This window comes from Pseudomonas sp. SK, assembly GCF_012975065.1.
Classification (GTDB): Bacteria; Pseudomonadota; Gammaproteobacteria; order Pseudomonadales; family Pseudomonadaceae; genus Aquipseudomonas; species Aquipseudomonas anuradhapurensis.
Genome location: NZ_CP051857.1, coordinates 2,838,434 through 2,863,561 on the forward strand (window position 1 = coordinate 2,838,434; position 25,128 = coordinate 2,863,561).

The following is a 25,128-nucleotide window of genomic DNA, read 5'->3' on the forward strand; positions in this document are numbered from 1 at the left end:
ATCAGCGTACCGATCAATTCCGGGCAACCTGCAGGGCCTATTTGTGGTCTTACAACAGGAGATGAAGGCACATGGATATGATGAGGTTTCACGACCTTTATCTGCGTCTGTACACCGAAGACCTTCAGGCTAACGGCGAGGAATTGCTAGACCAGTTCTTTGCCCTCTGGAGCGAGGCAGAGGAGAGCGGGATTGACCTCGACACCCTAAATGAAGAGGCCGACGACTGCTTCCATCGCATCGCCGAAACAAGGCTCTTTCCTCTGGCAGCTTGTAGATGGATCGGGGAGCTAGGGCGCGTTGAGATCAGCAAGCCATTGCTTCATCATGTCAGCGTCCGCTACCTGCAGCACCCAGAATTGCTGAGATTTCAGTTGCCTAAGGGGCTGGAGCTATACGCCTTAAGTGCAGCCAGCCGCATGTGCGTAATGAATGTGCCGGTGCCTGTGTCGCTCGGCTGGATTCTCAGTCTGAATGAAGATCTACCCACTAGCTCGCGGCTCACAAGCACAATCGCAAAGATTGTCGGTCTCCTGACTACGGAGTATCCAGGCACATGCATGCGCCTTCTTAAGTCGGAAAACTCACCGTTCGCTCATTCACAGATCGCGCAGGACGCGTTGAAGCGACTTGTCGCTGCCGGTACCGCACTGGAAGACCTTCCTTATCTAACCGAGCTTGAGATGCCCCCTGCGATGGAGCGCAGCTTCCGATATTTACGCCGCAACGAAAGCCGCACGGTGACAGACCATGCGCATGAGCATTCGTTGTTCGGTACGGTCACTGCTCAGCACTTCAAATACGCATCCAGCATCGCCATGGAGTGCGTGGCGAATGGCGAGGCTACTGACATGACAGTCCCCATGTTCACTCATGAGATGAGTCTTGAGTTGCCGCAAACCTGGATCGCCGACCCACTGCGCTACGTGCTGATGATGAACTCACTCTGGAACGGATCTGACGAATGAGCATCCAGCTAGTCCTTTCTCATTACCTATCAGGCCTACGCGAACGAGAAGAACTGGACGCGCTTCTGCCCGATCTACTGCTGGCCATGGGGCACTCGGTGGAAAGCCGCCCACAGGTGGGCGTCAATCAAGGCGGCGTAGACGTTCTGTCTACACTTACCGACGCTGACGGAACAGTGGAAGCATTCCTGTACGTGATCAAATTTGGCAACGTAAGCCGGAATGACTTTTACAGTGGGCAGCAGGCTATCCAGCCCAGCGTTCGCCAGGCTGCCTCGGAATACATTCAGAATCGATTGCCGGCGAACCTGCGCAGGTGCAAGAAAACGATTGTCGTGGTTTCAAATGGTGAGCTTAAGCAAGACGCACAGTCAGATTATGCCGCGCTCACCAAAGAGGTTTCGGAGATCAACCCGCTGTGCTCGCTCGATTTTTGGGGCATGGATCGACTAAGTCCGCTCATAGAGCAGCATTTGTTTGATGATGCCTTACTCCTAGAGAAGGGCAAATCGGATCTCAGAGCTGCCCTGGCGGGCCTGGAAGATACGCAAGCGTCCTTCAGTCGCTTCATCAGGTTTGTGGAGGACTGTTTAGCAGCACCTGAAGGGGCCGCTGACGGTTCCGTGAACACCAGAAAAAAGCGCTTTCTCAAACGTGCTGCCGCAGCGGCAATGGGTTGGGCTGTGCTTCTGGTGTGGGGCCAGTCCGAAAATAACCAGAAGCCTGGTGTGCTCGCCGGCGAATATCTTCTACTACGGCTGTGGAGCGAGGCGATAACGCTCGGCGTCCAGCAGGACAAACAATTCCTCAAGCGCTTTGAGACTCTTGCGAGGCTTCACCTGAGCGCGCTAAATCGGTATTACGATCGCATATTCCCCTCGCTCCTCAACCTTCGCAGGGTTCTTCGATACCGCCCAGATCACGTGCTGTACATGGATTTGGCGTGCGAGGAGCTGGGGCGCCTGGGCACGGCCTTACTCCTAGCCCAGGCGATCGATGCCGGCGAGTCAGAGCGCGCCCTGCTTCATGCGCAACTGATCAGCTTCATGAGCGTACATCAAGGCTGTCGGACGCCGGTCTACGATGGTCAGGCGATCGACATGTCACTAGCAATGGCTGCTTTGTTCGCTAAAGGCGATACAGCCAACATCAGAGCGGTCTCGGGCGAATGCGTCGATCGCTTCAGTGCGGCGCTCCGGGAGAGGCACTTTATGCCTGTCGACACTGATGATCTGGAAGACGCTATGGCGCTTCACAATGGCAAGGAAGGACATCACGGTCGCTTCTTCAAAACCACAACTTGGATACCGCTTCTGGGTACCGTTGCAGCAATGCTGGACGACAAGGAAAGCCTTCACAAGCTGTCGACCCGAATTGTTCCCCAACTGAAGGGGGTGACCATGGAGCGCTGGTACCCAAGCATTGGATTGCAAACACTCACAGGCTCAAGAACGGCACTTAATACTGTTGGCGTTTCCCGGGCCATTTCAGAGTTTCGCAAAACGCCGGAGGAGGAGGTCAGCGCGTCACTGCACCTGCCGCCACACAGCGCGGCGCCCAATGAGTTTGAGTGGCACAACACCCCGTGGGATGTGCTCATCGCTATCTCCGCCAGAATCCATCGTCATCCATTGCCAACCTGGTACCTGCAGAAATGCGCTGCGAGCCAGGCTACTGCCTGAACCGAGCCGTAAACCCTTGCGAGGATCCAGCGGCTTGCGAGAGGGCAGGGACGTCATAGGAGTACAAATGTTGCCTCTGCGCGCTTCTAAGATAAGGGGGTGCGCAGGGCCAACTCCTCCCTTTGGTTGACCTTAGAAGCACCTTTATCCACGGACGTGTCAGCGTTGTGAAAATCTCGCCCCGCAACCGTTTTCAAGGAGCTGTTCGAATGGGGGCGGGCTGGCCACCGAGAGCGAGGCTGATAAATTGCCGAAGACTTGATGGTCTCCCTGCGTGATTCTCGCCAGGAAGCTCGACTCCAGTAGCGCTGCAGCCCCGACTCGAGGCGCTGAAGCCGTCGAGTAGCTCGACACAACAGCAGTACTCGTAGCCCTATGCCATATCTATTGCCGATTCACCACCCAAGAAATGCGATGCTGGGTCAATTCATTACGGCGTATCCGCAGTAAATGAATTAATTATTCGCACGTATCCTAGCCCTCCAGCCCAGCATTTAAAATAATACGAGCAAGCAATTTAAGGTTTTTAACAATATATATGTAAAGCGAGCCGACCGCTCGTCGCTTGCTGCGAGCAAAATCAATGGGGATGACTACGCTCGAAAAAATACAGGAGATAGATCATGAAAATGATGACGCGGAAAGAGTTTCTAGAGTGGTTCACCGGCCAGGTAGATTGTTACGAGCATGCAAACGATCCGACCACTTCGTGGGTGCCGTTAACTACAGCCCTCGAGCGCTGGAGTGTGGCAAAAGCGATACAACAGTCGAATAAAGTTAATTGGGGTCATTCTGCCAAGCCGAGAAGAGGAGTTCTTTGATGTTGAAGGCTATCGCTTCTTCATTACAGGTTAAAGGTCTAGTCATAGATGAATGTGAAACCGTAGCACTACGACCGGCCGTTATATCGCTTATGGATACTGTGAACCTCAGCAGTGCCGTGCTCAATACTGCTTATCAGAGAGGGGGTTCGCTTGAGCAGATCGACCGTATTTGGCGATTGGCTGATGACAAACTTGAAAATGTCGAGCTTTTGGAGCTTTTTAGTTCCATGGCCTTACGCACTGACATACGTTGCTAGAATGAGCCGGTCGTAGCATGGTGGGGCAGCGCGATACGATGAACTGTGGAGGAAAGCACATACCCTTTAGGATTTTAGGCGGAATTTTGCACAAGACGTTGTTGGCCCAGCGCGAGGCCACCTTGCCTATACCCGACTTTACTCAAGGCGTAAGTTGGTCGAGTTTTACATTTGAATTGCTGGCTTTGGTCACTTCCCGCGGACTTATGGATGAGGCGCTGACGGCAACATCCCTCGAGTTCGAACTTGGGCTTTGATTTTCTTCCTCAACGACTTAGAGAGCCACCAATGAAACAAACTACTATAGAATGTGAAGAATTTCTTTTTGCCAGCACAACACCAAAGCGGATTGTACTTCAGCTTTCACTGCAATACTATCGCCGGCGCTCCGTTGCGGCATTTGGACTGAATGACAGCCCGGATGTCGCAGGGGGCACTTGGTCTATCCGCCTCTTTAAACTGCCTGACATTTATCTCTATTTTGACAAGTACACCAAGACCTGCTTGAGTATCACCTCAAACCACTCGACATGCCTGAATCATGTGGGAAGAACCAAGCGCCTCACATTCAGGCCACTTAATTTCTGAATCATGCAACCAAATGAATAAATTGACCTTGTAACTGCCGAGCTAGAGGCAGAGCAGTTACGAACTGCACCAACAAACTGAATGAGTGACGCTGAAGGGCAAAAACACGTGCGCACGCGCTTTATTTAGGGATCATTAAAAACATTTAGAAGCTTATGATTATTCTCAATCAATTTTCTATAAGCTGATTTACACCAATCCCTTATTCTAGCTGTTCGTAAGATTGACTTTTCCCAAGAATCCTCAAACACATGAAAGGGAGTCCAATAACTATTGATCGCCAGTCGTGAGATCGAGTTAAACCTGGGTTGGGCACTGTCGCCACGCCATGATGCTGGCGGGCTCATACAGAACCTCAAAAAGTCTTTGGCATCATTCTTGGTGAGAGCGCTAATAGGTTTGTCAGTGAAGTAAATCGCCCAAAGTAGCCACTTCTCCAGAGCGGCTAGCTTCAATCGCTCCTTATTCAATCGAGCGTACGAGCGGAGCATATCTAAGGCGTCCAGTGCCCGGCTCCTCAAGTGAGATGGAAAGTTTTTGTCCACATAGCTGTCCTCGAGTTCGGACGATATTATCAAAGTTTCACGTGTGTCCAAGGCGAACAGGGGAGGAGGTGAGGGCGCATTTTCAGGATATGCACGGGCTCCTGAGTATTCAGGCAGCAATTTTGCTTGAGCAATCGATTTTCTTTCCCAGTGCATTCTACCCAAGCGATTCGCCTCGATTCTATTACGATTACGCCGAGCCTGATGCGGGTTGGTATTTGTCCGATACCTAATAGCTCTTTTGAGGATAATCGCCGGCGAGTAAGGTAACTCTTGCATCCAAGGCAATCTTGAGATGAAGCGCTTAAAATTATTAGTCGAGCACAGCGGCTCGACCTCGCTGCAGGATGGAATTAATGGAAGTCGCATATAGGTGCGATATCGTTTTATATGGAATATTAGCGGTGGCGGCACTTCCAGGCTGTAAGAGCTTAGAACGCCTCGCATTAAGAATTTTGCTTTATCTGTTTCCGAAAACCTGAAGCAGGCCATACAAAAAAACTCGCAATTCGAAATAAGCTCCAGCGCGGGTATGTTCAAATAGAAGCATGTCGCATAAAGGAGCAGGCTTCGTTCCATTCGCTCGTTAGACCTATGAATGGTGGCCACATACTCTAAATACCGCTTCGCATTTATCTCATCCTGCTCAACATATGTCTCCTGCAACTCGACCCTGTGTTCGGAAGGACTAATTCTCAGTTGAAACTCTAGCTGTGGTGAGATTTCACTCATGAATCTATTTAACCTGTAAACATAACTGCTTAACGCGATGTTTATCGGTCGAACAAATGGCCTCCAATCAGGGTTGTGCTCTAATACTGATTGCCTTTCCGTAAACCTGGGGGCGCGTGCTCCACACCAACCGTGAGATGGGGAATTGCAAAATTCAGAAAACTCTCTCAAATCGGATAGCCTTAATTCTTTCAAGGATTTCTGCGCCACGCATAATATCCACAATACGTATTTTTCAAGGAACCTACCAGCTACATCACCGGCGTCGTTATGGAGTGAGAAACGATTGATGTGCTGGGCAAACAGCCTATAGGTCTCCAATGCATCAATTTCTTCAGGAAAAGTGCCAAGGTACGCCCACACAAGCCGCTCCTCATCCACGACACTATCAGGATCGCTAGCATTTATGGAAGCGAACTGAAACGGAACTCCAGACTCGCTGAGGATCGATCTAGGTGACTTGCTCATAAGAATAGATACGTAGGCGGAATAGTTATGGAGGCTTCAATTAATAGCTCAGCAATCCTGTCCGCGCAAGAGCCATATCCAAAAGGAATCGGCACCGCCTTGCAAATAGTGCGTAAGCACCGCCTGGTGCGGAGAACGTTCGATGTTTTTTCCGATTTTATTCCGACGGGTGAATTTTTTGAATTGAATGGCTACGTCTGAGAATTCCGCAAACTCAGCAGTTTAGATGGCCGTGGGCTGACGCCAGGAATCTATCTTCCGATTTTATTCCGTATGGTAGGTTAAGGCGATCACCCGATCCGGGAATTTCGACGGAACCTGCAAAAGCGTCCTCAGTTCAACGAGTTAGCGAAATCGGCTGTCCGATCTGATTTCAACGGCTGACTTGGCCTAATGGAGAATTGACCTTAAGTGCAGGACATAAGGGTGCACTGGAACCGAGATTCCGGTCACTTCAACGGATTCCACTTTGATTTCAACGGTTACATGGGGATTTCACCGGAGGTATGTGGGATTGGACACCTGAGAGCAGAAGCGTCTATACACATGATTTAACATAATACTCATTATGCGCAGATTCATATTTCCCACATTGGCCGCTACCCAGGTACATTTGAACGCTGGAACCCCTCGTGAACGTCCCACCTTTCACAGCCAAGGATGCCCAGTCCATGCCGTATCATCCATCCACCGATCAGATCATCAGTCTCTACGATCGTCACGCATCGATCTGGAATGACCTGCGCTCCGATCATTTCGTTGATCGCAAATGGATCGAACGCTTCCGCTCGTTACTGCCACCAACAGCAATCGTGCTGGATCTGGGCTGCGGCTCAGGTCAACCTGTGGCACGCCATCTGATCGATGCCGGCCTGTCTATTGTCGGTGTAGATTCGTCCACGCAGATGCTCGCCTTGTGCAGAAAACGTTTCCCAACGCAGGAATGGATTCATCAGGACATGCGCACGCTAGCGCTCGGTCGGCATTTTCTCGGCATTCTGGCCTGGAACAGCTTGTTCCATCTCAAGCCCGACGATCAACGCCAGATGTTTCCCATATTCCAGCGCCACGCTGCACCTGGTGCGTTGCTGATGTTTACCAGTGGGCCCGCACATGGCGAAGCCTTGGGTGAATTACAGGGTGAAACGCTCTATCACGCCAGCCTGGATCCAGAGGAATACACCGCTCGATTGAACGACCACGGTTTCGGAGTGCTGGAGCACATCGTGGAGGATGCGGAATGTGGCGGGCAAACGGTTTGGCTGGCCCGTCGCCTGCTCCGCTGATATGCATTTCAATTATAACTACACTAAATATTCATTTAGCGTAGTTATATATGAGCAGTCCTTACAACAGCCCGCCAAAACGCTTGTAGAACCCTTCATTCACATCCGGCAACGGCCCATCAGCCGTCTCCAACGCGGCGTTCAGCCACTCTTCAGCCTTGGCAGACACCAGGCGATACAGGTTACGGCACAACTGTCGCGCGGCCCTTCCCTCCCAATCCCCTGGCAGCAGCTCGTCCGGCAGTTGCGGATCGCGCAGCAACAGCCGACGGTATTCGTGAATCAGCAACGTACGGGCCAGGAAGCAATCCTGCGCTTCCAGTTGTGGCTGCTCTTTCAAGCCTTGCCATAGCGGCCGGAACAGCTGGATGAACTCGCTGTACTGCTGCCCCAGTTCGTCGATACGCCAGCTTTCCCGGACCTGGGCGCGCATGGCCTTGGAGGCAAGCACTTCCTGAGTGTGGGTTTCGAAGACAATACTGTCGTCAGCGGCATCCAGCTCGCGCAAGGTGGCCGTCAGGTCGACGCGGTCTGCGCGTGGGCAGCCCAGCAGGTTCGGCGCCATGGCACCAAACCCCTGCCACTCCAGTTCTTCACGCAACGCTTTGCGCTTGCCTGCCTCGAGTTGCGACAGCAATACCAAGGTCCAGGCGCCGTCCCAGGCGGGTTGGCTGGGGCTGTAGACCCTTTTGAAGGCTTTCTCGAAGCGCCGCCGGCCAGTACCCGTCAGGCTGTAATAGCTGCGCCGGCCAACCTTCTCGGCGGTCAGCCAGCCTTCCTTGGTCAGGCGGAAGATCGACGTGCGAATCAGCCGCTCGTTGATGCCGACTGGCTCCAGCAGGTTGATCAGGCTGCCCAGCCAGACAGTACCACCATGCGGTTCGATGGCGTCGCCGTACAAAGTGATGATCAGGGAACTGGCGCGGATCGGCGTCTGTTCCTGGAAGCGGGTGATCAGGTTGTTCAGTGGGGCGAGATTGCTCATGGGCGAACTGTGCGCGGATAAAGCACCGACTATACCTGTGCGGCGGACCGTCTGACCATGGCGTGACGCTGCCAGGCTCATGCCGGTGCCGTACCTTTGGGCCTGACACCGGTGTCTTCCATGCGTGGGCGCCCGGGCTCGGCTTCGTTCAGTGGCAGGCATTCAACCAGGCTGTTCATGCAGCGCTGTGCCAGGTGTTGGTACTCGGCGGTGCCGCGCTGCTTCCAGGCCAGTTCCTGTTCGCTCAGCGAACGCTTGACCTGGGCTGGCGAGCCCATCACCAGGCTTTGTGCTGCGCATTCGAAACCCGCTTTGACGAATGCGGTGGCCGCAACGATGCAGCGTGGCGCCACCCGGGCACCGTCCATGACCACGGCGTTCATGCCGATCAAGGCGTCTTCACCGATCCGGCAGCCGTGCAACACGGCGCCATGCCCGACATGCCCGTTGCGTTCGACCACCGTGTCACCGCCGGGGAAGCCATGCATCACGCAGGTGTCCTGCAGGTTGGCCCCCTCCTCCAGCACGATGCGGCCGAAATCCCCCCGCAACGATGCCAGTGGGCCCACATAACAGCGAGGGCCGATGATGACGTCGCCAATCAGCACGGCGCTGGGGTGCACATAGGCTGTGGGATGAACCACGGGCGTGAGGCCGTCCAGTCGATAGCAAGGCATGGCAAAAATCTCCTGAAGTGATGAGAAGCATTGTTAGATCTTGTATCGCATTAATTCGGCCGTCAATCGCCCAGTTCGCGTCTCACGTTTTCTACCAAAATGGCTTTGAAAATCTGGCTAGATCGGGGCCTGTAGCCACGTACAACCATTTTTGGGGCTTCGATAGGGTCAGCTACGATGTGTGTGTCACAGCTTAAAAGGATACATGCAATGGCTTTGGCTGTTGCATAAATGTATCGTAAAGTGCATATTCTGGTGCCACCTGGACGTGACCCAGCATTACGTCCCTGCAGACAATTCCAAGAAATGCCGGCCCCACGAGGTGCCGTGCGTGCAGCCAGAGGAACCCGACATGCCGCGATATCTCGACGTGCAGGCACCCGAACAGGGCGTCCAGCTCATTACCCTGCAGCGGCCCGAGGCCCTGAATGCCCTGTGTACCGAGCTACTGGCAGAACTGGCCGCTGCACTCGGGGCGGCTGAGCACGACGAATTGACCCGCGTGGTGATCATCACCGGTGATCGCAAGGCATTCGCCGCGGGCGCCGATATCCGCGAGATGGCCGAGCGCGATCTGGTGGGCATCCTCAATGACCCTCGCGTTGCTCACTGGCAAGGCATCGCTGCTTTCAGCAAGCCACTGATCGCTGCGGTCAATGGCTATGCCCTGGGCGGCGGGTGCGAGCTGATGATGTGCGCCGATATCGTCATCGCCGGCACCGATGCGCGCTTCGGCCAGCCGGAAATCAACCTCGGCATCATCCCCGGCGCCGGCGGCACCCAACGCCTGCTGCGAGCCGTAGGCAAGCCGCTGGCCATGCAAATGGTCCTGACTGGCGAGACCATCAGCGCTCGCCACGCCCTGCAGGCGGGCCTGGTCAGCGAAGTCACCCAGCCCGAATTGGCTGTAGAACGCGCCATGCAGGTCGCCCGCAGCATCGCCGCCAAGGCGCCGTTGGCGGTGCGCCTGGCCAAGGAAGCGCTGCTGAAGGCCGCGGACACCGACCTGGCCAGCGGCCTGCGCTTCGAGCGTCATGCGTTTACCTTGCTGGCCGGCACCGCCGATCGCGACGAAGGCATCCGCGCCTTCCAGGAAAAACGCCAGGCCCGCTTCCAGGGCCGCTGATCATCTTTCCCTAGCCTGACGAAGCGAGTCTGTCATGACCTTCCAGCACATCCTGTTTTCTATCGAGGACGGCGTCGCCCTCCTCTCCTTGAACCGCCCCGAGCAACTGAACAGCTTCAATACCGCCATGCATATGGAAGTACGCGAAGCACTCAAGCAGGTGCGCCAGAGCAGTGATGCACGGGTGCTGTTGTTCACCGCTGAAGGCCGTGGCTTCTGTGCCGGCCAGGACCTGTCCGAGCGCAATGTCGCACCCGGCGCCGAGCTGCCGGATTTGGGCGAATCAATCGAACGCTTCTACAACCCGTTGGTGCGTACCCTGCGTGACTTGCCATTGCCGGTGATCTGCGCGGTCAATGGCGTGGCAGCCGGCGCCGGTGCCAATATCCCGCTGGCCTGCGACCTGGTGCTGGCTGCCCGTTCGGCCAGCTTCATCCAGGCATTCTGCAAGATCGGCCTGGTGCCGGACTCCGGGGGTACCTGGCTGCTGCCGCGGCTGGTCGGCATGGCACGGGCCAAGGCCCTGGCCATGTTGGGCGAGCGCCTCGGCGCGGAACAGGCTCAACAATGGGGGCTGATCCACCGTGTGGTGGATGATGCTGCCCTGCGCGACGAGGCCCTCGCCCTCGCCCGCCAGCTCGCCACCCAGCCAACCTATGGCCTGGCCCTGATCAAGCGCGGCCTCAACGCCAGTTTCGACAATGGTTTCGATGAACAGCTGGAGCTGGAACGCGACCTGCAACGCCTGGCCGGGCGCAGCGAGGACTACCGTGAAGGGGTGAGCGCTTTCATCGGCAAGCGCACCCCGGCATTCAAGGGGCGTTGATCATGAGTGCACTTGCAAGTAATGCGCAGGTGGCGGTGATCGGCGCGGGTGCGATGGGGGCTGGTATCGCCCAGGTCGCAGCCCAGGCCGGCCACCCGGTCAAGCTCTACGACAACCGCCCTGGCGCTGCTGCGCAGGCGCTGGCCGGTATCGATCGGCAACTTGCCCGGCTGGTGGAAAAAGGCACCTTGCAGCCCGCCGAACGGCAAGCGATCAGCGCCCGGTTGTACCCGGTGGACAGTATTGAAGCCTTGGCCGATGCGCGCCTGGTGATCGAGGCGATTGTCGAGAACCTGCCCGTCAAGCAAGCGCTGTTCGGCCAGCTGGAAGCCTTGTGCGCTGCCGACTGCATCCTCGCCAGCAACACCTCGTCGCTGTCCATCACCAGCCTGGCCGCCGGGCTGAAACGCCCGCAGCAGGTAGTCGGGATGCACTTCTTCAATCCGGCACCGCTGATGGCGCTGGTCGAAGTGGTGTCGGGCCTGGCGACTGCGCCGGCCGTTGCTGCGTGCATCCATGCCACCGCCAAGGCCTGGGGCAAGCAGCCAGTGCACGCGCGCTCGACGCCGGGTTTCATCGTCAACCGCGTGGCCCGGCCATTCTACGCGGAAAGCCTGCGTCTGCTGCAGGAAGGCGCAGCCGATTGCGCAACACTAGACGCGCTGCTAAGGGATGCCGGCGGTTTCCGCATGGGCGCATTCGAGCTGACCGACCTGATCGGCCACGACGTCAACTACGCGGTCACCTGCTCGGTGTTCGAGGCGTTCTATGGCGATTTTCGCTTCCAGCCTTCGTTGCTGCAGAAGGAACTGGTCGACGCCGGCCGTCTCGGCCGCAAGACCGGCCAGGGCTTCTATAGCTATGCCGAAGGGGCCGAGCGTGCGCAGCCGCTCGAGCTGCACAGCCCGGCCCCAGCCGAGGCCTGCGTCGTCGAAGGTCATCTCGGGGTGCTGCAGCCGCTGGTCGAGCGCTTGCGCGGCAGCGGCATCAGCGTGACCCAGCGTGCCGGTAGCGGCCTGATTCAAGTAGGCGAAGCCACCTTGGCGCTGTCGGATGGCCGCCTGGCCAGCCAGCGTGCCCGGCAAGACGGCCTGCGCAACCTGGTGCTGCTGGACTTGGCACTCGACTACGGCAGCGCCACACGCCTTGCCATCAGCTGGTCGGCGGACACCAGCGACTACGCCCGCGACCAGGCGGTGGCCTTGCTGCAGCGTGCCGGCCTGCGGGTAACCCCGGTCGCCGACTTGCCTGGGCTGGTGGTGCTGCGGACCGTGGCCATGCTCGCCAACGAGGCCGCCGATGCCGTGTTGCAGGGCGTTGCCAGCGCCGCCGACATCGACCTGGCCATGCGCGCGGGCGTCAATTACCCGTGCGGCCCGCTGGCCTGGGCGGCAAACATCGGCATTGCCCAGACCCTGCGTGTGCTCGACAACCTGCAGCGCAGCTACGGCGAGAGCCGCTACCGCCCGTCCCTGCTGTTACGTCGCTGCGAAGCCAAAGGAGGCACCCTGCATGACTGAAGTCGAACTGGCACAAGCCTGTGCCGATGCCATGTACGCCCGCGACCTGGCCACCCAGGGCCTGGGCATCCAGCTGCTGGCCGCCGGCCCCGGCCAGGCATCCCTGCGCATGCCGGTACGCGCCGACATGATCCAGGGCCATGGCACCTGCCATGGCGGTTTCCTGTTCGCCTTGGCCGATTCGGCATTTGCTTTCGCCTGCAACAGTTATGACCAGGCCACTGTCGCCCAGGGCTGCAGCATCGACTACCTGGCCCCGGCACTGCCCGATGACGTGCTCACCGCCAGCGCCAGCGAGATCAGCCGCAGGGGCCGCACTGGCCTGTACCAGGTCCGAATCGAGAACCAGCGCGGTGAATTGCTGGCGATGTTCCATGGCAAATCCTACAAAGTGCGCGGCACCGTGCTGGCGCAGGAGACGCAAGATGACTGAACACACCCTGGCCGACGCCTTGATCATCGACGCTGTACGCACCCCCATCGGCCGATATGCCGGAGCCTTGAGCAGTGTGCGGGCCGATGACCTGGCGGCCATCCCGCTCAAGGCGCTGATCCGCCGCCACCCGCAACTGGACTGGAAAGCCATCGACGACGTGATCCTCGGTTGTGCCAACCAGGCTGGCGAGGACAACCGCAACGTGGCGCACATGGCCAGCCTGCTGGCCGGGCTGCCCATCGACGTGCCCGGCACCACCATCAACCGCCTGTGCGGTTCCGGCCTGGATGCCATCGGCAATGCTGCCCGCGCCCTGCGCTGCGGCGAAGCCGGGTTGATGCTGGCCGGTGGCGTGGAGTCGATGTCGCGTGCGCCGTTCGTCATGGGCAAGGCGGAGCAGGCGTTCGGCCGCGCGGCCGAGCTGTTCGACACCACCATCGGCTGGCGTTTCGTCAACCCGTTGCTCAAGGCGGCCTTCGGCACCGATTCCATGCCGGAAACCGCCGAGAACGTTGCCCAGCAGTTCGGCATTTCCCGCGCCGACCAGGACGCGTTCGCCCTGCGCAGCCAGCACAAGGCCGCCGCGGCCCAAGCGCGTGGCCGCCTGGCACGGGAAATCGTGCCGGTCGAGGTCGCACAACGCAAAGGCCCGGCCAAAGTGGTCGAGCACGACGAGCACCCGCGTGGTGATACCACCCTGGAGCAACTGGCCAGGCTTGGCACCCCGTTCCGTGAAGGTGGCAGCGTCACCGCCGGCAACGCCTCCGGGGTCAACGACGGCGCCTGTGCGCTGTTGCTGGCCAGCGGCACCGCCGCCCGTCGCCATGGCCTCAAGGCCCGAGGGCGCATCGTCGGCATGGCTGTGGCCGGGGTCGAACCGCGGCTGATGGGCATGGGACCGGTACCGGCTACCCGCAAGGTCCTCGAGCTGACCGGGCTGTCGTTGGCCGACATGGATGTCATCGAACTCAACGAGGCCTTTGCTGCCCAGGGCCTGGCGGTGCTGCGCGAGCTGGGCCTGGCCGATGACGACAAGCGGGTCAACCCCAACGGCGGAGCCATCGCCCTGGGCCATCCGCTGGGCATGAGCGGCGCACGCCTGGTCACCACTGCCCTGCACGAGCTGGAGGAAACCGCCGGGCGCTACGCCCTGTGCACCATGTGCATTGGCGTAGGGCAAGGCATCGCGATGGTCATCGAGCGCCTTTGAGCGGCTCCGACCATCGGCCCGTTACCGAACCGAATGCAGCCGTATATGCTGCGTCCATGACACTCACCGCGCACCTGCAACCGCTGCCGCGCGGCGTACAAGAACAATTCGAGTGAAGCCATGAACATGTACCATGATGCCGATCGTGCCCAGCTGGACCCGATGGAAACCGCCAGCGTCGACGCCCTGCGCCAGCACCAGCTGGAGCGCCTGCGCTGGAGCCTGAAGCACGCCTACGACAACGTCCCGCTGTACCGCCAGCGCTTTGCCGAGTGCGGCGCCCACCCTGATGATCTCGAGTGCCTCGAAGACCTGGCGAAGTTCCCCTTCACTGGCAAGAACGACCTGCGCGACAACTACCCCTACGGCATGTTCGCCGTGCCCCAGCAGGAGGTGGTGCGCTTGCACGCCTCCAGCGGCACGACTGGCAAGCCGACGGTGGTTGGTTACACCCAGAACGACATCGATACCTGGGCCAACGTGGTGGCTCGCTCGATCCGCGCTGCTGGCGGCCGCAAGGGCGACAAGGTGCATGTGTCCTACGGCTACGGCCTGTTTACCGGCGGGCTGGGTGCGCATTATGGTGCCGAGCGCCTGGGCTGCACGGTGATCCCCATGTCTGGCGGCCAGACCGAGAAGCAGGTGCAGCTGATCCGCGACTTTCAGCCCGATATCATCATGGTCACTCCGTCCTACATGCTCAACCTGGCCGACGAGATCGAGCGCCAGGGCATCGACCCGCACGCGCTCAAGCTGCGCCTGGGCATTTTTGGGGCCGAGCCCTGGACCGACGAGCTGCGTCGCTCGATCGAACAGCGCCTGGGCATCGACGCCCTGGACATCTATGGCCTGTCGGAAATCATGGGCCCAGGGGTGGCGATGGAATGCATCGAGACCAAGGACGGCCCGACCATCTGGGAAGACCACTTCTACCCCGAGATCATCGACCCGGTCACTGGCCAGGTGTTGCCAGATGGCGAGCTGGGCGAACTGGTATTCACCTCGCTGAGCAAGGAGGCGTTGCCCATGGTGCGCTACCGCACCCGCGACCTGACCCGGTTGTTGCCCGGTACCGCCCGGCCGATGCGGCGGATTGGCAAGATCACCGGTCGCAGCGACGACATGCTCATCATTCGCGGGGTCAATGTGTTCCCGACCCAGATCGAGGAGCAGGTGCTAAAAATAAAACAGCTTTCAGAGCTTTATGAAATACATCTGTATCGCAATGGCAATCTGGACAGCGTGGAAGTGCATGTGGAATTGCGTGCGGAGTGCCAACACCTTGATGAAGGCCAGCGCAAGCTGCTGGTTGGCGAGTTGACCCGGCAGATCAAGACCTACATCGGCATCAGCACCCAGGTACGCCTGCAGCCCTGTGGCACGCTCAAGCGTTCCGAAGGCAAGGCTTGCCATGTGTTCGACAAACGGTTGGCCAGCTGATTCATTCGGCAGCCTGTTTGGCCCCGGCATCGTCCGGGGCTTTTTTTTGCCTGGGGTTTGCTAGGGGCGCTTGGCGCCCCGATCGCGACGCAAGGCCGCTCCTACAACAGATTGCGTTCCCGTAGGAGCGGCCTTGTGTCGCGAAAGGGCTGCAAAGCAGCCCCCTCGGCCAGCAAAGCGATACATAAATCTTATTTGATACATATAAATATGTTTGACGTTGAGTTTTGTATCGCTTACAAATGACTCATGCCTTAGCAGGAGTCGCAGCACATGTACGCACAGCTAGTGGAAACCGGAGTCAAGCGCGTCAAGTCGCTGGAAGAGATGTCGCCCGAAGAGCGCAACTTCCAGGAAAAGATCGACGCCGAAATCAAGATCGAAGCCAAGAACTGGATGCCCGAGGCCTATCGCCAGACCCTAATCCGGCAGATCTCCCAGCACGCCCATTCGGAAATCGTCGGCATGCTGCCCGAAGGCAACTGGGTGACCCGCGCCCCCAGCCTCAAGCGCAAGCTGCAGCTGATGGCCAAGATCCAGGACGAAGCCGGCCACGGCCTGTACCTGTACAGCGCCATGGAAACCCTGGGCGCCGACCGCGACGAAGAAGTCGCCAAGCTGCACAGCGGCAAGGCCAAGTATTCGAGCATCTTCAACTACCCCACCCTCAGCTGGGCCGACATGGGCGCGGTGGGCTGGCTGGTGGATGGCGCCGCCATCGTCAACCAGGTGGTGCTGCAGCGCACCTCCTATGGCCCTTATTCGCGCGCCATGATTCGCATCTGCAAGGAAGAGAGCTTCCACCAGCGCCAGGGCTACGAAATGCTCCTGACCATGATGCGCCACGGCACCCAGGCCCAGCGCGACATGGTCCAGGACGCCATCAACCGCCTGTGGTGGCCGGCGCTGATGATGTTTGGCCCCAGCGACGAACACTCGCCCAACAGCGCCCAGTCCATGGCCTGGAAAATCAAGCGCCAGACCAACGACGAACTGCGCCAGCGCTTCATCGACCAGACCGTGCCGCAGCTCGAGTTGCTCGGCTGCACCGCCCCCGACCCCGAGCTGAAGTGGAACGCCGAGCGTGGCCACTACGACTTCGGCGAAATCCAGTGGGACGAGTTCTACGAAGTGATCAAGGGCAATGGCCCGTGCAACCAGGAACGTATCGCCACCCGGCGCAAGGCTATCGAGGACGGCGCCTGGGTACGCGAGGCGGCGATGGCCTACGCACGCAAGCAACGGAACAAGAACGCCGCCTGAGCGGCGATTGATGCGGAGATCGAAAATGTCTGTCTGGACCCTCTACGAAGTGTTCGTGCGCAGCAAGCACGGCCTTAACCACAAGCATGTCGGCAGCGTGCACGCTGCCGATGCGGCCATGGCCATCGAGAACGCCCGCGAGCTGTATACCCGCCGCAGCGAAGGCGTAAGCCTGTGGGTGGTACCTTCGGCCCTGATCACCGCCTCCTCCCCCGACGACAAAGACCCGCTGTTCGCCCCGGCGGACGACAAGGTCTATCGCCATGCCAGCTTCTACGAACTGCCCGACGAAGTCGGGCACATGTGAGGTTGGCCATGCACAAGCACGATCTGATCCCCTATCTGCTGCTGCTCGGCGACAGTGCCCTGGTGCAGGGCCAACGCCTTTGTGAGTGGTGTGGCCGGGCCCCGGCCCTGGAAGAGGAACTGGCCTTGATGAACGTGGGCCTCGACCTGGTCGGCCAGGCGCGTAACTGGCTGGAATACGCCGCCGAGCTGCTGGCAGACGGCCGCGATGCTGACGCCCTGGCCTTCCGCCGCGACGAGCGGGCCTACCGCAATCTGCTGCTGGTCGAGCAACCCAATGGCGATTTCGCCGTGACCATGACCAAGCAGTTCCTTTACGACGCCTGGCATTTCGCCGTGCTGCGAGGCCTGGTCGGTTCCGCTGACGAGCGTATTGCCGGCATCGCTGGCAAAGCCTTGAAAGAAGTCACCTACCACCTGCGCCGTTCCAGCGAATGGGTACAGCGCCTGGGCGGCGGCACCGAAGAAAGCCGCCAGCGCATGCTTGCCGCCATCCCGGCCCTGTGGCGCTTCACCGTGGAACTCACCGCCGGCAGCGACAACGAGGCACAACTGGCGCAAGCGGGCATCGCCGCCGACCCGGCCAGTGTTGGCGCGGCCTGGCGGCAACAGGTTTGCGAGGTGTTCAGCGCGGTCGATCTGCCGCTGCCCAAGGCTGCCAGTCATTTCTACCTGGACGGCCGCAAAGGCCTGCACACCGAGCACCTGGGCCTGCTGCTGGTCGAGATGCAGTGCCTGCCAAGGGCTTACCCCGATGCAACCTGGTGAGCTGATTGCCGGCGACCGTGGTGCCCGCGCGCCACGCGGTGACGACCTAGCCCGTGCCTGGGCGGTGCTGGCGCAGGTCATGGACCCGGAAGTGCCCGTGGTCAGCGTGGTCGACCTGGGCATCGTGCGCGACCTCGGTTGGCGTGCCGGCCATCTGCACCTGGTGGTCACGCCGACCTACTCCGGTTGCCCGGCCACCGAGGTGATCGAGACGGATATCCGCCTGGCGCTGGAACGGGCTGGTTTCCCGGCGCCCGAACTGGAGCGCCGGCTGACGCCGGCCTGGACCACCGACTGGATCAGCGAACTGGGCCGCGAACGCCTGCGAGCCTATGGCATTGCCCCGCCGCAAGGCAGTAGCAGCAAGCGCAGCCTGCTCGGCGAGGCGCCCCAGGTGTGCTGCCCGCAGTGCGGCAGCGCGCAGACCGAATTGCTCAGCCAGTTCGGCTCCACCGCTTGCAAGGCGCTGTACCGCTGCCGCGAGTGCCTGGAGCCGTTCGATTATTTCAAATGCATTTGAGCCGTGGAGAACGCCATGAGCCTGTTTCACAGCCTGACCATCAAGCAAGTGCGCAACGAGACGCGCGACGCCGTATCGATAGCCTTCGACGTGCCTGAACACCTGCGCGATGCGTTCCGCTTCACCCAAGGCCAGTACCTGGTCATGCGTACCCAGATGGACAACGAAGAAGTCCGCCGCTCCTACTCCATCTGCAGCGCGGTACAGGACGGCGAGCTGCGCGTGGCGGTCAAGCGCGTGCCAGGCGGGCGCTTCTCGGCGTTCGCCAATGACGTGCTCAGGGCCGGCCAGCGCCTGGACGTGATGCCGCCGTCAGGCAGTTTCTTCGTGCCGCTGGACCCGGCCCGCCAGGGCAACTACCTGGCGGTGGCCGCCGGCAGCGGCATTACCCCGATCCTGTCGATCATCGCCACCACCCTGGCCAGCGAACCGCACAGCCGCTTCACCCTGCTGTACGGCAACCGCTCCAGCTCCGGGGCGCTGTTCCGCGACAAGCTCGAAGACCTGAAGAACCGTTACCTCGACCGCCTGAACCTGATTTTCGTGTTCAGCCGCGAACAACAGGATGTCGACCTGTACAACGGCCGCATCGATGCCGACAAGTGTGGCCAGTTGTTCTCGCGCTGGATGGACGTTGCCAGCCTGGACGCGGCATTCATCTGCGGCCCGCAGGCGATGACCGAGACGGTGCGCGACAGCCTGCAGGCCAATGGCCTGGCCAAGGACCGTATCCATTTCGAGCTGTTCGCCGCAGCCGGCAGCGAAGCCCGTCGGGAAGCCCGCGAGGCCGCGCGCCAGGTGGACTCGGCACTCAGCCACATCACGGTCATCAGCGATGGCCGCGCCCTCACCTTCGACCTGCCACGCAATACCCAGAACGTGCTGGACGCCGGCAATGCCATCGGCGCCGAGCTGCCGTACTCGTGCAAGGCCGGCGTGTGCTCGACCTGCAAGTGCCGGGTAATCGAGGGCGAGGTGGAGATGGACAGCAACCATGCCCTGGAGGATTACGAAGTGGCGGCCGGGTACGTGCTGTCGTGCCAGACCTACCCGGTAAGCGACAAGGTGGTGCTCGACTTCGACCAGCTGTAGGCCCAAGCCCCTGGCTGCTGACGCGGTTTGGGTAGGAGCGGCCTTGTGCCGCGAAAGGGCCGCGACGCGGCCCCAGGATCCTGGCCCTGATCATGGATTACCGGGGCTGCTGCGCAGCCCTTTCGCGACACAAGGCCGCTCCTACAAAAGGCCGCTCCAACAACAATGCAACACCCGCGTGACCTCACCAAAACAATTACAACACCCAGAGATCGCAACCCATGACCCCCGAACGCATCGAAAGCATCACCAACCATCCCGACTTCCAGCACCTGGTGCGGCGCAAACGCCGCCTCAACGGCGGCCTGACCCTGGCCATGCTGGTGACCTACTACGGCTTCGTCCTGCTGGTGGCATTTTCGCCCAGTACCCTCGGCCAGTCCCTCAGCGGTGGCGTGACCACTGTCGGCATGCTGGTTGGCGTGCTGATGGTGCTGTTGTCCTTCGCCCTGACCGGCATCTACGTGCATCGCGCCAACAATGTGCTCGACCCGCTCAACGACAAGGTCAAGCAGGAGTGTGCGCAATGAACTGGACCGCCATCTCGATGTTCATGGTGTTCGTCTGCTTTACCCTGCTGGTCACCCGCTGGGCGGCCATGCGCACCCGCTCGGCCAGCGACTTCTACACCGCCGGCGGGGGCCTGAGCGGCATGCAGAACGGCCTGGCGATCGCCGGCGACATGATCAGCGCCGCCTCGTTCCTGGGCATTTCGGCGATGATGTTCATGAACGGCTACGACGGCCTGCTGTACGCGCTGGGCGTGCTCGCCGGCTGGCCGATCATCCTGTTCCTGATCGCCGAACGCCTGCGCAACCTGGGCAAGTACACCTTCGCCGACGTGGTCAGCTACCGCCTGGCGCAGACCCCGGTGCGCCTCACCTCGGCGTTCGGCACCCTGGTGGTGGCGCTGATGTACCTGGTGGCGCAGATGGTCGGCGCCGGCAAGCTGATCGAACTGCTGTTCGGCATCAGCTACCTGTATGCGGTAATGCTGGTCGGCGTGCTGATGGTCGCCTACGTCACCTTCGGTGGCATGCTCGCCACCACCTGGGTGCAGATCATCAAGGCGGTGATGCTGCTGTCGGGCACCAGCTTCATGGCATTCATGGTGCTCAGGCACTTCGGCTTCAGCACCGAGGCGATGTTCGCCAGTGCCGTGGCCGTGCATGCCAAGGGCCAGGCGATCATGGCCCCTGGTGGCTTGCTGTCGAACCCGGTGGATGCCATTTCGCTGGGGTTGGGCATGATGTTCGGCACGGCTGGCTTGCCGCATATCCTGATGCGCTTCTTTACCGTCAGCGATGCCAAGGAAGCGCGCAAGAGCGTGTTCTATGCCACCGGCTTCATCGGCTATTTCTACTTGCTGCTGATTGTCATCGGCTTTGGCGCCATCGTCATGGTCGGCACCGAGCCCACCTACCGCGATGCCACCGGCGCGATCATCGGCGGTGGCAACATGGTCGCCGTGCACCTGGCCCAGGCGGTGGGCGGCAACCTGTTCCTCGGTTTCATCTCCGCCGTGGCCTTCGCCACCATCCTCGCCGTGGTTGCCGGCCTGGCGTTGTCCGGGGCTTCGGCCGTATCCCACGACCTGTATGCCTGCGTGATGCGCCAGGGCAAGGCCAGCGAGCAGGAGGAAATGCGCGTGTCGCGGATCGCCACCCTGCTGATCGGTTTGCTGGCGGTGATCCTCGGCCTGCTGTTCGAGTCGCAGAACATCGCCTTCCTCTCCGGCCTGGTGTTGGCGGTGGCGGCCTCGGTCAACTTCCCGGTACTGCTGCTTTCGATGTTCTGGAAAGGCCTGACCACCCGTGGCGCAGTGTGCGGCAGCATGGCCGGGCTGGTCTCGGCAGTGCTGCTGGTAGTGCTGGGCCCGGCGGTGTGGGTCAATGTGCTGCATCACGAAAAGGCACTGTTCCCCTACAGCAACCCCGCGCTGTTCTCCATGAGCCTGGCGTTCCTCGGCGCCTGGGCGTTCTCGGTCACCGACAATTCCGCACGCGCCAGCCAGGAACGTGGCCGCTACCTGGCGCAGTTCATCCGCTCCATGACCGGTATCGGCGCTGCCGGCGCCAGCAAGCACTGACTCCAAGGAAGAACAACCATGTCGGGTAAAACAACAACAATGAACCGTACACACTTCATGTCGGCCGCCTGGCTGGCCACCCTGGCCCTGCCGCTGCCGGCGATGGCCGACTTCGTCGGTGACAGCCACGCCCGGCTGGAGCTGCGCAACCACTACCTCAACCGCGACTTCCGCCAGAGCAACGCGGCGCAGGCCAAGGCCGAGGAATGGGGCCAGGGCTTCACCGCCAAGCTGGAATCGGGCTTCACCGAGGGCACGCTCGGCTTTGGCATCGATGCCATGGGGCAACTGGGTATCAAGCTCGACTCCAGCCGCGACCGTCGCAACACTGGCCTGCTGCCCTTTGGCCCGAACAGCCATGAGCCGGTCGACGACTACAGTGAACTGGGCCTGACCGGCAAACTGCGGCTGGCCAAGAGCACCCTGCGCCTGGGCACCCTGCAACCGATCCTGCCAGTGGTGGTGTACAACGACACCCGCCTGCTGGCCTCCACCTTCCAGGGCGGCCTGCTGACCAGCCAGGACCTCGCCGGCCTGACCTTCAACGCCGGCCGCCTGAGCAAGGCCAACCTGCGTGACTCCTCGGGCCGCGATGACATCGGCTACGGCGCCGCCAGCAGCGACCACCTCGACTTCGGCGGCGGCAGCTATGCCATCACCGCGCAAACCAGCGTCAGCTACTACTACGCCAAGCTCGAGGATATCTATCGCCAGCAGTTCGTCGGCCTGGTCGATACCCGCTCGCTGGGCGAGGGCCTGAGCTTGCGCAGCGACTTGCGCTACTTCGACAGCCGCGAAGACGGCGCCGAGCGTGCCGGCACCATCGACAACCGCAACTTCAACGCCATGTTCACCCTCGGTGTGCGGGCCCACAAGTTCACCGCCACCTGGCAACAGATGTCCGGTGACAGCGCGTTCCCGTTCGTCAACGGTGGCGACCCGTTCACCGTCAACCTGGTTACCTACAACACCTTCACCCGCGCCGGCCTGGATTCCTGGCAACTGCGCTACGACTACGACTTCGTCGCCCTGGGCATCCCCGGCCTGAGCTTCATGACCCGCTACACCGACGGCCGCCACGCCGAAACCGCCACGCTCAGCAACGGCCGTGAGCGCGAGCGCGACACCGACATCACCTACGTCATCCAGAGCGGCCCGTTCAAGGACGTCAGCCTGCGCTGGCGCAATGTCACCTTCCGCTCTGGCAATGGCCTGACCAACGCCGTGGACGAAAACCGCCTGATCATCGGCTACACCCTGGCGCTGTGGTAACAGCGCCCTCCCCACCTCTGAACAGCATGGAGAACAGCATGTCTGCCGCCCCTACCCTGCAAAGCTTCATCGCCGGCCGCTGGCTCGGCCAGCACGGCGCCCAGGCCTTGCGCAGCGCCCTCGACGGCCACGTGCTCGCCTATAGCCATGAGGAACGCCCGGACTTCGCCGAGGCCGTGGATTTCGCCCGGGCCCGTGGCCTGGCCAGCCTGATGGGCATGGACTTCCAGCAGCGCGCTGCGCGCCTGAAAGCCCTCGCCTTGTACCTGGCCGAGCGCAAGGAGCAGCTCTACGCCCTGTCCCACCACAGCGGCGCCACCCGTGCCGACAGCTGGATCGACATCGAAGGTGGCAATGCCACGCTGTTCTCGTACGCCGGAATCGGCAGCCGCGAATTACCGTCGGGCAACCTGGTGCACGAAGGCCCGGCCATGCCGTTGGGCAAGCAGGGCCACTTCGCCGGCAGCCATATCCTGGTGCCGCGCGCCGGCGTGGCGGTGCACATCAACGCCTTCAACTTCCCCATCTGGGGCATGCTGGAGAAATTCGCCCCGACCTTCCTGGCCGGCATGCCCTGCATCGTCAAGCCGGCGACCTCGACCAGCTACCTGACCGAGGCCGTGGTGCGCCTGATGCACGCCTCCGGCCTGCTGCCGGAAGGCAGCCTGCAACTGGTAATCGGCAGTACCGGCGACCTGCTCGACCGCCTGCTGGGCCAGGACGTGGTGACCTTCACCGGTTCTGCAGACACCGCCGCGAAGCTGCGCGTCACGCCGAACCTGGTGCGCAATTCGGTGCCGTTCAGCGCCGAAGCCGACTCGTTGAACTGTGCCATCCTCGCCCCGGACGTGACCCCGGACAGCGAGGAATTCGAGCTGTACATCAAGGAAGTGGTGCGGGAAATGACCACCAAGGCCGGGCAGAAGTGCACCGCCATCCGCCGCGCCATCGTACCGGCCAAGCACATCGATGCGGTTGCCACGCGCCTGCGCGAGCGGCTCGCCAAGGTGGTGGTCGGCGACCCTTCGCTGGAAGGCGTACGCATGGGCGCCCTGGCCTCTCATGACCAGCAGCACGACGTGGCCGAGCGCGTGCGCAGCCTGTTGCACAGTTGCGACCAGCTGTTCGGCGCCAGTGACGGCTTTGCGCCACGTGGCGAAGGTGTGGCCGAAGGTGCGTTCTTCGCCCCGACCCTGCTGCAGGCGCGCGACCCGCATGCCGAGGGTGGTGCCCACGATATCGAAGCGTTCGGCCCGGTCAGCACCCTGATGGCCTATGACGACCTCGACGAAGCCCTGGTGCTGGCCGCCCGTGGCAAAGGCAGCCTGGTGGCCACCCTGGTCACCGCCGAGCACAGCATCGCCGCCAAGGCCATCCCGGCCGCCGCTGCCTGGCATGGCCGGCTACTGGTGCTCGACCACGAGGCGGCCAAGGAATCCACCGGCCACGGCTCGCCATTGCCGCAACTCAAGCACGGTGGCCCGGGCCGCGCCGGCGGTGGCGAAGAGCTGGGTGGCCTGCGTGCGGTCAAGCACTACTTGCAACGCGCTGCGGTGCAGGGATCGCCGAGCATGCTCACAGCGGTTACCGGCGAGTACGTGCGCGGTAGCGCAGTGATCGAAAGCGAAGTGCACCCGTTCCGCCGTTACTTCGAGCAACTGCGCATCGGCGAATCGCTGCTCACCCACCGCCGCACCGTGACCGAAGCCGACCTGGTCAACTTCGGCTGCCTGTCGGGCGACCACTTCTACATGCATTTCGACGAGATCGCCGCCAGGGAATCGCAGTTCGGCAAGCGTATCGCCCACGGTTACTTCGTGTTGTCGGCGGCAGCCGGGCTGTTCGTGTCCCCGGGTGCAGGGCCGGTATTGGCCAACTACGGCCTGGATACCCTGCGCTTCATCAACCCGGTGGGCATCGGCGATACCATCCAGGCGCGGCTGACCTGCAAGCGCAAGATCGACCAGGGCAAGACCAGCCCGCTGGGGCAACCGCAGGGTGTGGTGGCATGGGACGTCGAGGTCACCAACCAGCTGGGCGAGCTGGTGGCGAGCTACGACATTCTGACCCTGGTGTTGAAAATGCCGGGAGCATGACCGCTGCCATTGGTCGGCCTTTGCCTCGACGCGACCGATCGGTCCCGACGTCGGCGGGTTCTGATGGCATGAGGGGTGGTCAATGGCTTCGCCTCTCACTCCTGTGTTGGCCCGCCGGCCTGGCGGGCCTTTTTTACCGAAACGGAGGCCGA

23 protein-coding genes and 1 pseudogene are annotated in these 25,128 nt (G+C 60.8%); 21 read left to right on the forward strand and 3 right to left on the reverse strand.

From position 1 onward, the window contains the following. The first annotated feature begins 71 nt into the window (after window positions 1-71). The 4 genes from HG549_RS13110 to HG549_RS13125 all read left to right on the forward strand — a co-directional run bounded on the left by HG549_RS13110 (window position 72) and on the right by HG549_RS13125 (window position 3,731). On the forward strand, window positions 72-968 hold the full coding sequence (locus tag HG549_RS13110) for a hypothetical protein (protein ID WP_170029877.1): 897 nt from the start codon (window positions 72-74) through the stop codon (window positions 966-968). Next, window positions 965-2,650: a hypothetical protein gene (locus HG549_RS13115; protein WP_170029878.1), complete on the forward strand. Its 1,686-nt coding sequence runs from the start codon at window positions 965-967 to the stop codon at window positions 2,648-2,650. Before HG549_RS13110 ends, HG549_RS13115 begins: the two co-directional genes overlap by 4 nt. Before the next feature lie 623 nt (window positions 2,651-3,273). Next, entirely contained in the window at window positions 3,274-3,471 is a 198-nt protein-coding gene (locus tag HG549_RS13120) for a hypothetical protein (RefSeq protein ID WP_170029879.1), read from the forward strand. Continuing rightward, window positions 3,471-3,731, forward strand: a complete 261-nt coding sequence (locus HG549_RS13125) for a hypothetical protein (RefSeq protein ID WP_170029880.1) — start codon at window positions 3,471-3,473, stop codon at window positions 3,729-3,731. Before HG549_RS13120 ends, HG549_RS13125 begins: the two co-directional genes overlap by 1 nt. Window positions 3,732-4,444: 713 nt before the next feature. Here HG549_RS13125 and HG549_RS13130 read toward each other — a convergent pair. Beyond that, window positions 4,445-6,064, reverse strand: a complete 1,620-nt coding sequence (locus tag HG549_RS13130) for a hypothetical protein (RefSeq protein WP_170029881.1) — start codon at window positions 6,062-6,064, stop codon at window positions 4,445-4,447. Between the two features lie 27 nt (window positions 6,065-6,091). Between HG549_RS13130 and HG549_RS13135 the strand changes: the two genes are divergently transcribed. After that, complete coding sequence (locus tag HG549_RS13135; protein ID WP_170029882.1) at window positions 6,092-6,265, forward strand: hypothetical protein; 174 nt, start codon at window positions 6,092-6,094, stop codon at window positions 6,263-6,265. A gap of 470 nt (window positions 6,266-6,735) precedes the next feature. After that, window positions 6,736-7,350, forward strand: coding sequence for a class I SAM-dependent methyltransferase (locus tag HG549_RS13140; protein ID WP_170029883.1), 615 nt, complete (start codon window positions 6,736-6,738; stop codon window positions 7,348-7,350). 61 nt (window positions 7,351-7,411) lie between these two features. Here the strand turns inward: HG549_RS13140 and paaX are convergent, their stop codons facing one another. Both paaX and paaY read right to left on the reverse strand, forming a co-directional pair. After that, window positions 7,412-8,335, reverse strand: coding sequence for a phenylacetic acid degradation operon negative regulatory protein PaaX (paaX, locus tag HG549_RS13145; protein WP_178118827.1), 924 nt, complete (start codon window positions 8,333-8,335; stop codon window positions 7,412-7,414). 77 nt (window positions 8,336-8,412) lie between these two features. Beyond that, a complete protein-coding gene (gene paaY / locus HG549_RS13150; RefSeq protein ID WP_170029885.1) occupies window positions 8,413-9,012 on the reverse strand; it encodes a phenylacetic acid degradation protein PaaY in 600 nt (199 codons plus the stop codon). A 352-nt stretch (window positions 9,013-9,364) separates the two neighbouring features. Here paaY and paaF point away from each other — a divergent pair, with 352 nt between their 5' ends. The 15 genes and pseudogenes from paaF to paaZ all read left to right on the forward strand — a co-directional run bounded on the left by paaF (window position 9,365) and on the right by paaZ (window position 24,976). After that, the gene (paaF, locus tag HG549_RS13155) at window positions 9,365-10,138 is read left to right on the forward strand and encodes a 2,3-dehydroadipyl-CoA hydratase PaaF (protein WP_170029886.1); all 774 of its coding nucleotides are present in this window, start codon (window positions 9,365-9,367) and stop codon (window positions 10,136-10,138) included. A gap of 34 nt (window positions 10,139-10,172) precedes the next feature. Continuing rightward, window positions 10,173-10,964, forward strand: coding sequence for a 2-(1,2-epoxy-1,2-dihydrophenyl)acetyl-CoA isomerase PaaG (gene paaG / locus HG549_RS13160; RefSeq protein ID WP_170029887.1), 792 nt, complete (start codon window positions 10,173-10,175; stop codon window positions 10,962-10,964). Window positions 10,965-10,966: 2 nt separating this feature from the next. Continuing rightward, the gene (gene paaH / locus HG549_RS13165) at window positions 10,967-12,484 is read left to right on the forward strand and encodes a 3-hydroxyacyl-CoA dehydrogenase PaaH (RefSeq protein WP_170029888.1); all 1,518 of its coding nucleotides are present in this window, start codon (window positions 10,967-10,969) and stop codon (window positions 12,482-12,484) included. Further along, window positions 12,477-12,917 carry a hydroxyphenylacetyl-CoA thioesterase PaaI gene (paaI, locus tag HG549_RS13170; RefSeq protein WP_170029889.1) on the forward strand — a complete coding sequence of 147 codons (441 nt, stop codon included), beginning with the start codon at window positions 12,477-12,479 and terminating at the stop codon, window positions 12,915-12,917. The genes paaH and paaI overlap by 8 nt, the downstream gene beginning before the upstream one ends. After that, window positions 12,910-14,130, forward strand: coding sequence for a 3-oxoadipyl-CoA thiolase (gene pcaF, locus HG549_RS13175; RefSeq protein WP_170029890.1), 1,221 nt, complete (start codon window positions 12,910-12,912; stop codon window positions 14,128-14,130). Before paaI ends, pcaF begins: the two co-directional genes overlap by 8 nt. Before the next feature lie 120 nt (window positions 14,131-14,250). Then, complete coding sequence (gene paaK, locus HG549_RS13180) at window positions 14,251-15,570, forward strand: phenylacetate--CoA ligase PaaK (RefSeq protein WP_170029891.1); 1,320 nt, start codon at window positions 14,251-14,253, stop codon at window positions 15,568-15,570. A gap of 273 nt (window positions 15,571-15,843) precedes the next feature. Then, window positions 15,844-16,833, forward strand: coding sequence for a 1,2-phenylacetyl-CoA epoxidase subunit PaaA (gene paaA, locus HG549_RS13185; RefSeq protein WP_170029892.1), 990 nt, complete (start codon window positions 15,844-15,846; stop codon window positions 16,831-16,833). Between the two features lie 25 nt (window positions 16,834-16,858). Continuing rightward, complete coding sequence (paaB, locus tag HG549_RS13190; protein WP_170029893.1) at window positions 16,859-17,140, forward strand: 1,2-phenylacetyl-CoA epoxidase subunit PaaB; 282 nt, start codon at window positions 16,859-16,861, stop codon at window positions 17,138-17,140. A gap of 8 nt (window positions 17,141-17,148) precedes the next feature. Continuing rightward, a complete protein-coding gene (gene paaC, locus HG549_RS13195) occupies window positions 17,149-17,907 on the forward strand; it encodes a 1,2-phenylacetyl-CoA epoxidase subunit PaaC (protein WP_170029894.1) in 759 nt (252 codons plus the stop codon). Beyond that, window positions 17,894-18,427: a 1,2-phenylacetyl-CoA epoxidase subunit PaaD gene (paaD, locus tag HG549_RS13200; RefSeq protein WP_170029895.1), complete on the forward strand. Its 534-nt coding sequence runs from the start codon at window positions 17,894-17,896 to the stop codon at window positions 18,425-18,427. The genes paaC and paaD overlap by 14 nt, the downstream gene beginning before the upstream one ends. A 15-nt stretch (window positions 18,428-18,442) precedes the next feature. Next, window positions 18,443-19,519 (forward strand): 1,2-phenylacetyl-CoA epoxidase subunit PaaE, encoded by a 1,077-nt coding sequence (gene paaE / locus HG549_RS13205; protein WP_170029896.1) that lies wholly within the window; start codon window positions 18,443-18,445, stop codon window positions 19,517-19,519. 221 nt (window positions 19,520-19,740) lie between these two features. Beyond that, complete coding sequence (locus HG549_RS13210) at window positions 19,741-20,049, forward strand: DUF485 domain-containing protein (RefSeq protein ID WP_170029897.1); 309 nt, start codon at window positions 19,741-19,743, stop codon at window positions 20,047-20,049. After that, window positions 20,046-21,608, forward strand: a pseudogene (locus HG549_RS13215) (cation acetate symporter); the annotation flags it as partial. The gene HG549_RS13210 and the pseudogene HG549_RS13215, both read left to right, overlap by 4 nt. A 39-nt stretch (window positions 21,609-21,647) precedes the next feature. Then, a complete protein-coding gene (locus HG549_RS13220; RefSeq protein ID WP_170029899.1) occupies window positions 21,648-22,880 on the forward strand; it encodes an OprD family porin in 1,233 nt (410 codons plus the stop codon). Between the two features lie 38 nt (window positions 22,881-22,918). Further along, entirely contained in the window at window positions 22,919-24,976 is a 2,058-nt protein-coding gene (gene paaZ / locus HG549_RS13225; protein ID WP_170029900.1) for a phenylacetic acid degradation bifunctional protein PaaZ, read from the forward strand. Window positions 24,977-25,128 lie beyond the last annotated feature (152 nt).

Bases quoted from the DNA above. Each gene is read 5' to 3' on its own strand.
- HG549_RS13110 (WP_170029877.1), top strand. From the start codon at position 72: ATGGATATGATGAGGTTTCACGACCTTTATCTGCGTCTGTACACCGAA.
- HG549_RS13115 (WP_170029878.1), top strand. From the start codon at position 965: ATGAGCATCCAGCTAGTCCTTTCTCATTACCTATCAGGCCTACGCGAA.
- HG549_RS13120 (WP_170029879.1), top strand. From the start codon at position 3,274: ATGAAAATGATGACGCGGAAAGAGTTTCTAGAGTGGTTCACCGGCCAG.
- HG549_RS13125 (WP_170029880.1), top strand. From the start codon at position 3,471: ATGTTGAAGGCTATCGCTTCTTCATTACAGGTTAAAGGTCTAGTCATA.
- HG549_RS13130 (WP_170029881.1), bottom strand. From the start codon at position 6,064: ATGAGCAAGTCACCTAGATCGATCCTCAGCGAGTCTGGAGTTCCGTTT.
- HG549_RS13135 (WP_170029882.1), top strand. From the start codon at position 6,092: ATGGAGGCTTCAATTAATAGCTCAGCAATCCTGTCCGCGCAAGAGCCA.
- HG549_RS13140 (WP_170029883.1), top strand. From the start codon at position 6,736: ATGCCGTATCATCCATCCACCGATCAGATCATCAGTCTCTACGATCGT.
- paaX (WP_178118827.1), bottom strand. From the start codon at position 8,335: ATGAGCAATCTCGCCCCACTGAACAACCTGATCACCCGCTTCCAGGAA.
- paaY (WP_170029885.1), bottom strand. From the start codon at position 9,012: ATGCCTTGCTATCGACTGGACGGCCTCACGCCCGTGGTTCATCCCACA.
- paaF (WP_170029886.1), top strand. From the start codon at position 9,365: ATGCCGCGATATCTCGACGTGCAGGCACCCGAACAGGGCGTCCAGCTC.
- paaG (WP_170029887.1), top strand. From the start codon at position 10,173: ATGACCTTCCAGCACATCCTGTTTTCTATCGAGGACGGCGTCGCCCTC.
- paaH (WP_170029888.1), top strand. From the start codon at position 10,967: ATGAGTGCACTTGCAAGTAATGCGCAGGTGGCGGTGATCGGCGCGGGT.
- paaI (WP_170029889.1), top strand. From the start codon at position 12,477: ATGACTGAAGTCGAACTGGCACAAGCCTGTGCCGATGCCATGTACGCC.
- pcaF (WP_170029890.1), top strand. From the start codon at position 12,910: ATGACTGAACACACCCTGGCCGACGCCTTGATCATCGACGCTGTACGC.
- paaK (WP_170029891.1), top strand. From the start codon at position 14,251: ATGAACATGTACCATGATGCCGATCGTGCCCAGCTGGACCCGATGGAA.
- paaA (WP_170029892.1), top strand. From the start codon at position 15,844: ATGTACGCACAGCTAGTGGAAACCGGAGTCAAGCGCGTCAAGTCGCTG.
- paaB (WP_170029893.1), top strand. From the start codon at position 16,859: ATGTCTGTCTGGACCCTCTACGAAGTGTTCGTGCGCAGCAAGCACGGC.
- paaC (WP_170029894.1), top strand. From the start codon at position 17,149: ATGCACAAGCACGATCTGATCCCCTATCTGCTGCTGCTCGGCGACAGT.
- paaD (WP_170029895.1), top strand. From the start codon at position 17,894: ATGCAACCTGGTGAGCTGATTGCCGGCGACCGTGGTGCCCGCGCGCCA.
- paaE (WP_170029896.1), top strand. From the start codon at position 18,443: ATGAGCCTGTTTCACAGCCTGACCATCAAGCAAGTGCGCAACGAGACG.
- HG549_RS13210 (WP_170029897.1), top strand. From the start codon at position 19,741: ATGACCCCCGAACGCATCGAAAGCATCACCAACCATCCCGACTTCCAG.
- HG549_RS13220 (WP_170029899.1), top strand. From the start codon at position 21,648: ATGAACCGTACACACTTCATGTCGGCCGCCTGGCTGGCCACCCTGGCC.
- paaZ (WP_170029900.1), top strand. From the start codon at position 22,919: ATGTCTGCCGCCCCTACCCTGCAAAGCTTCATCGCCGGCCGCTGGCTC.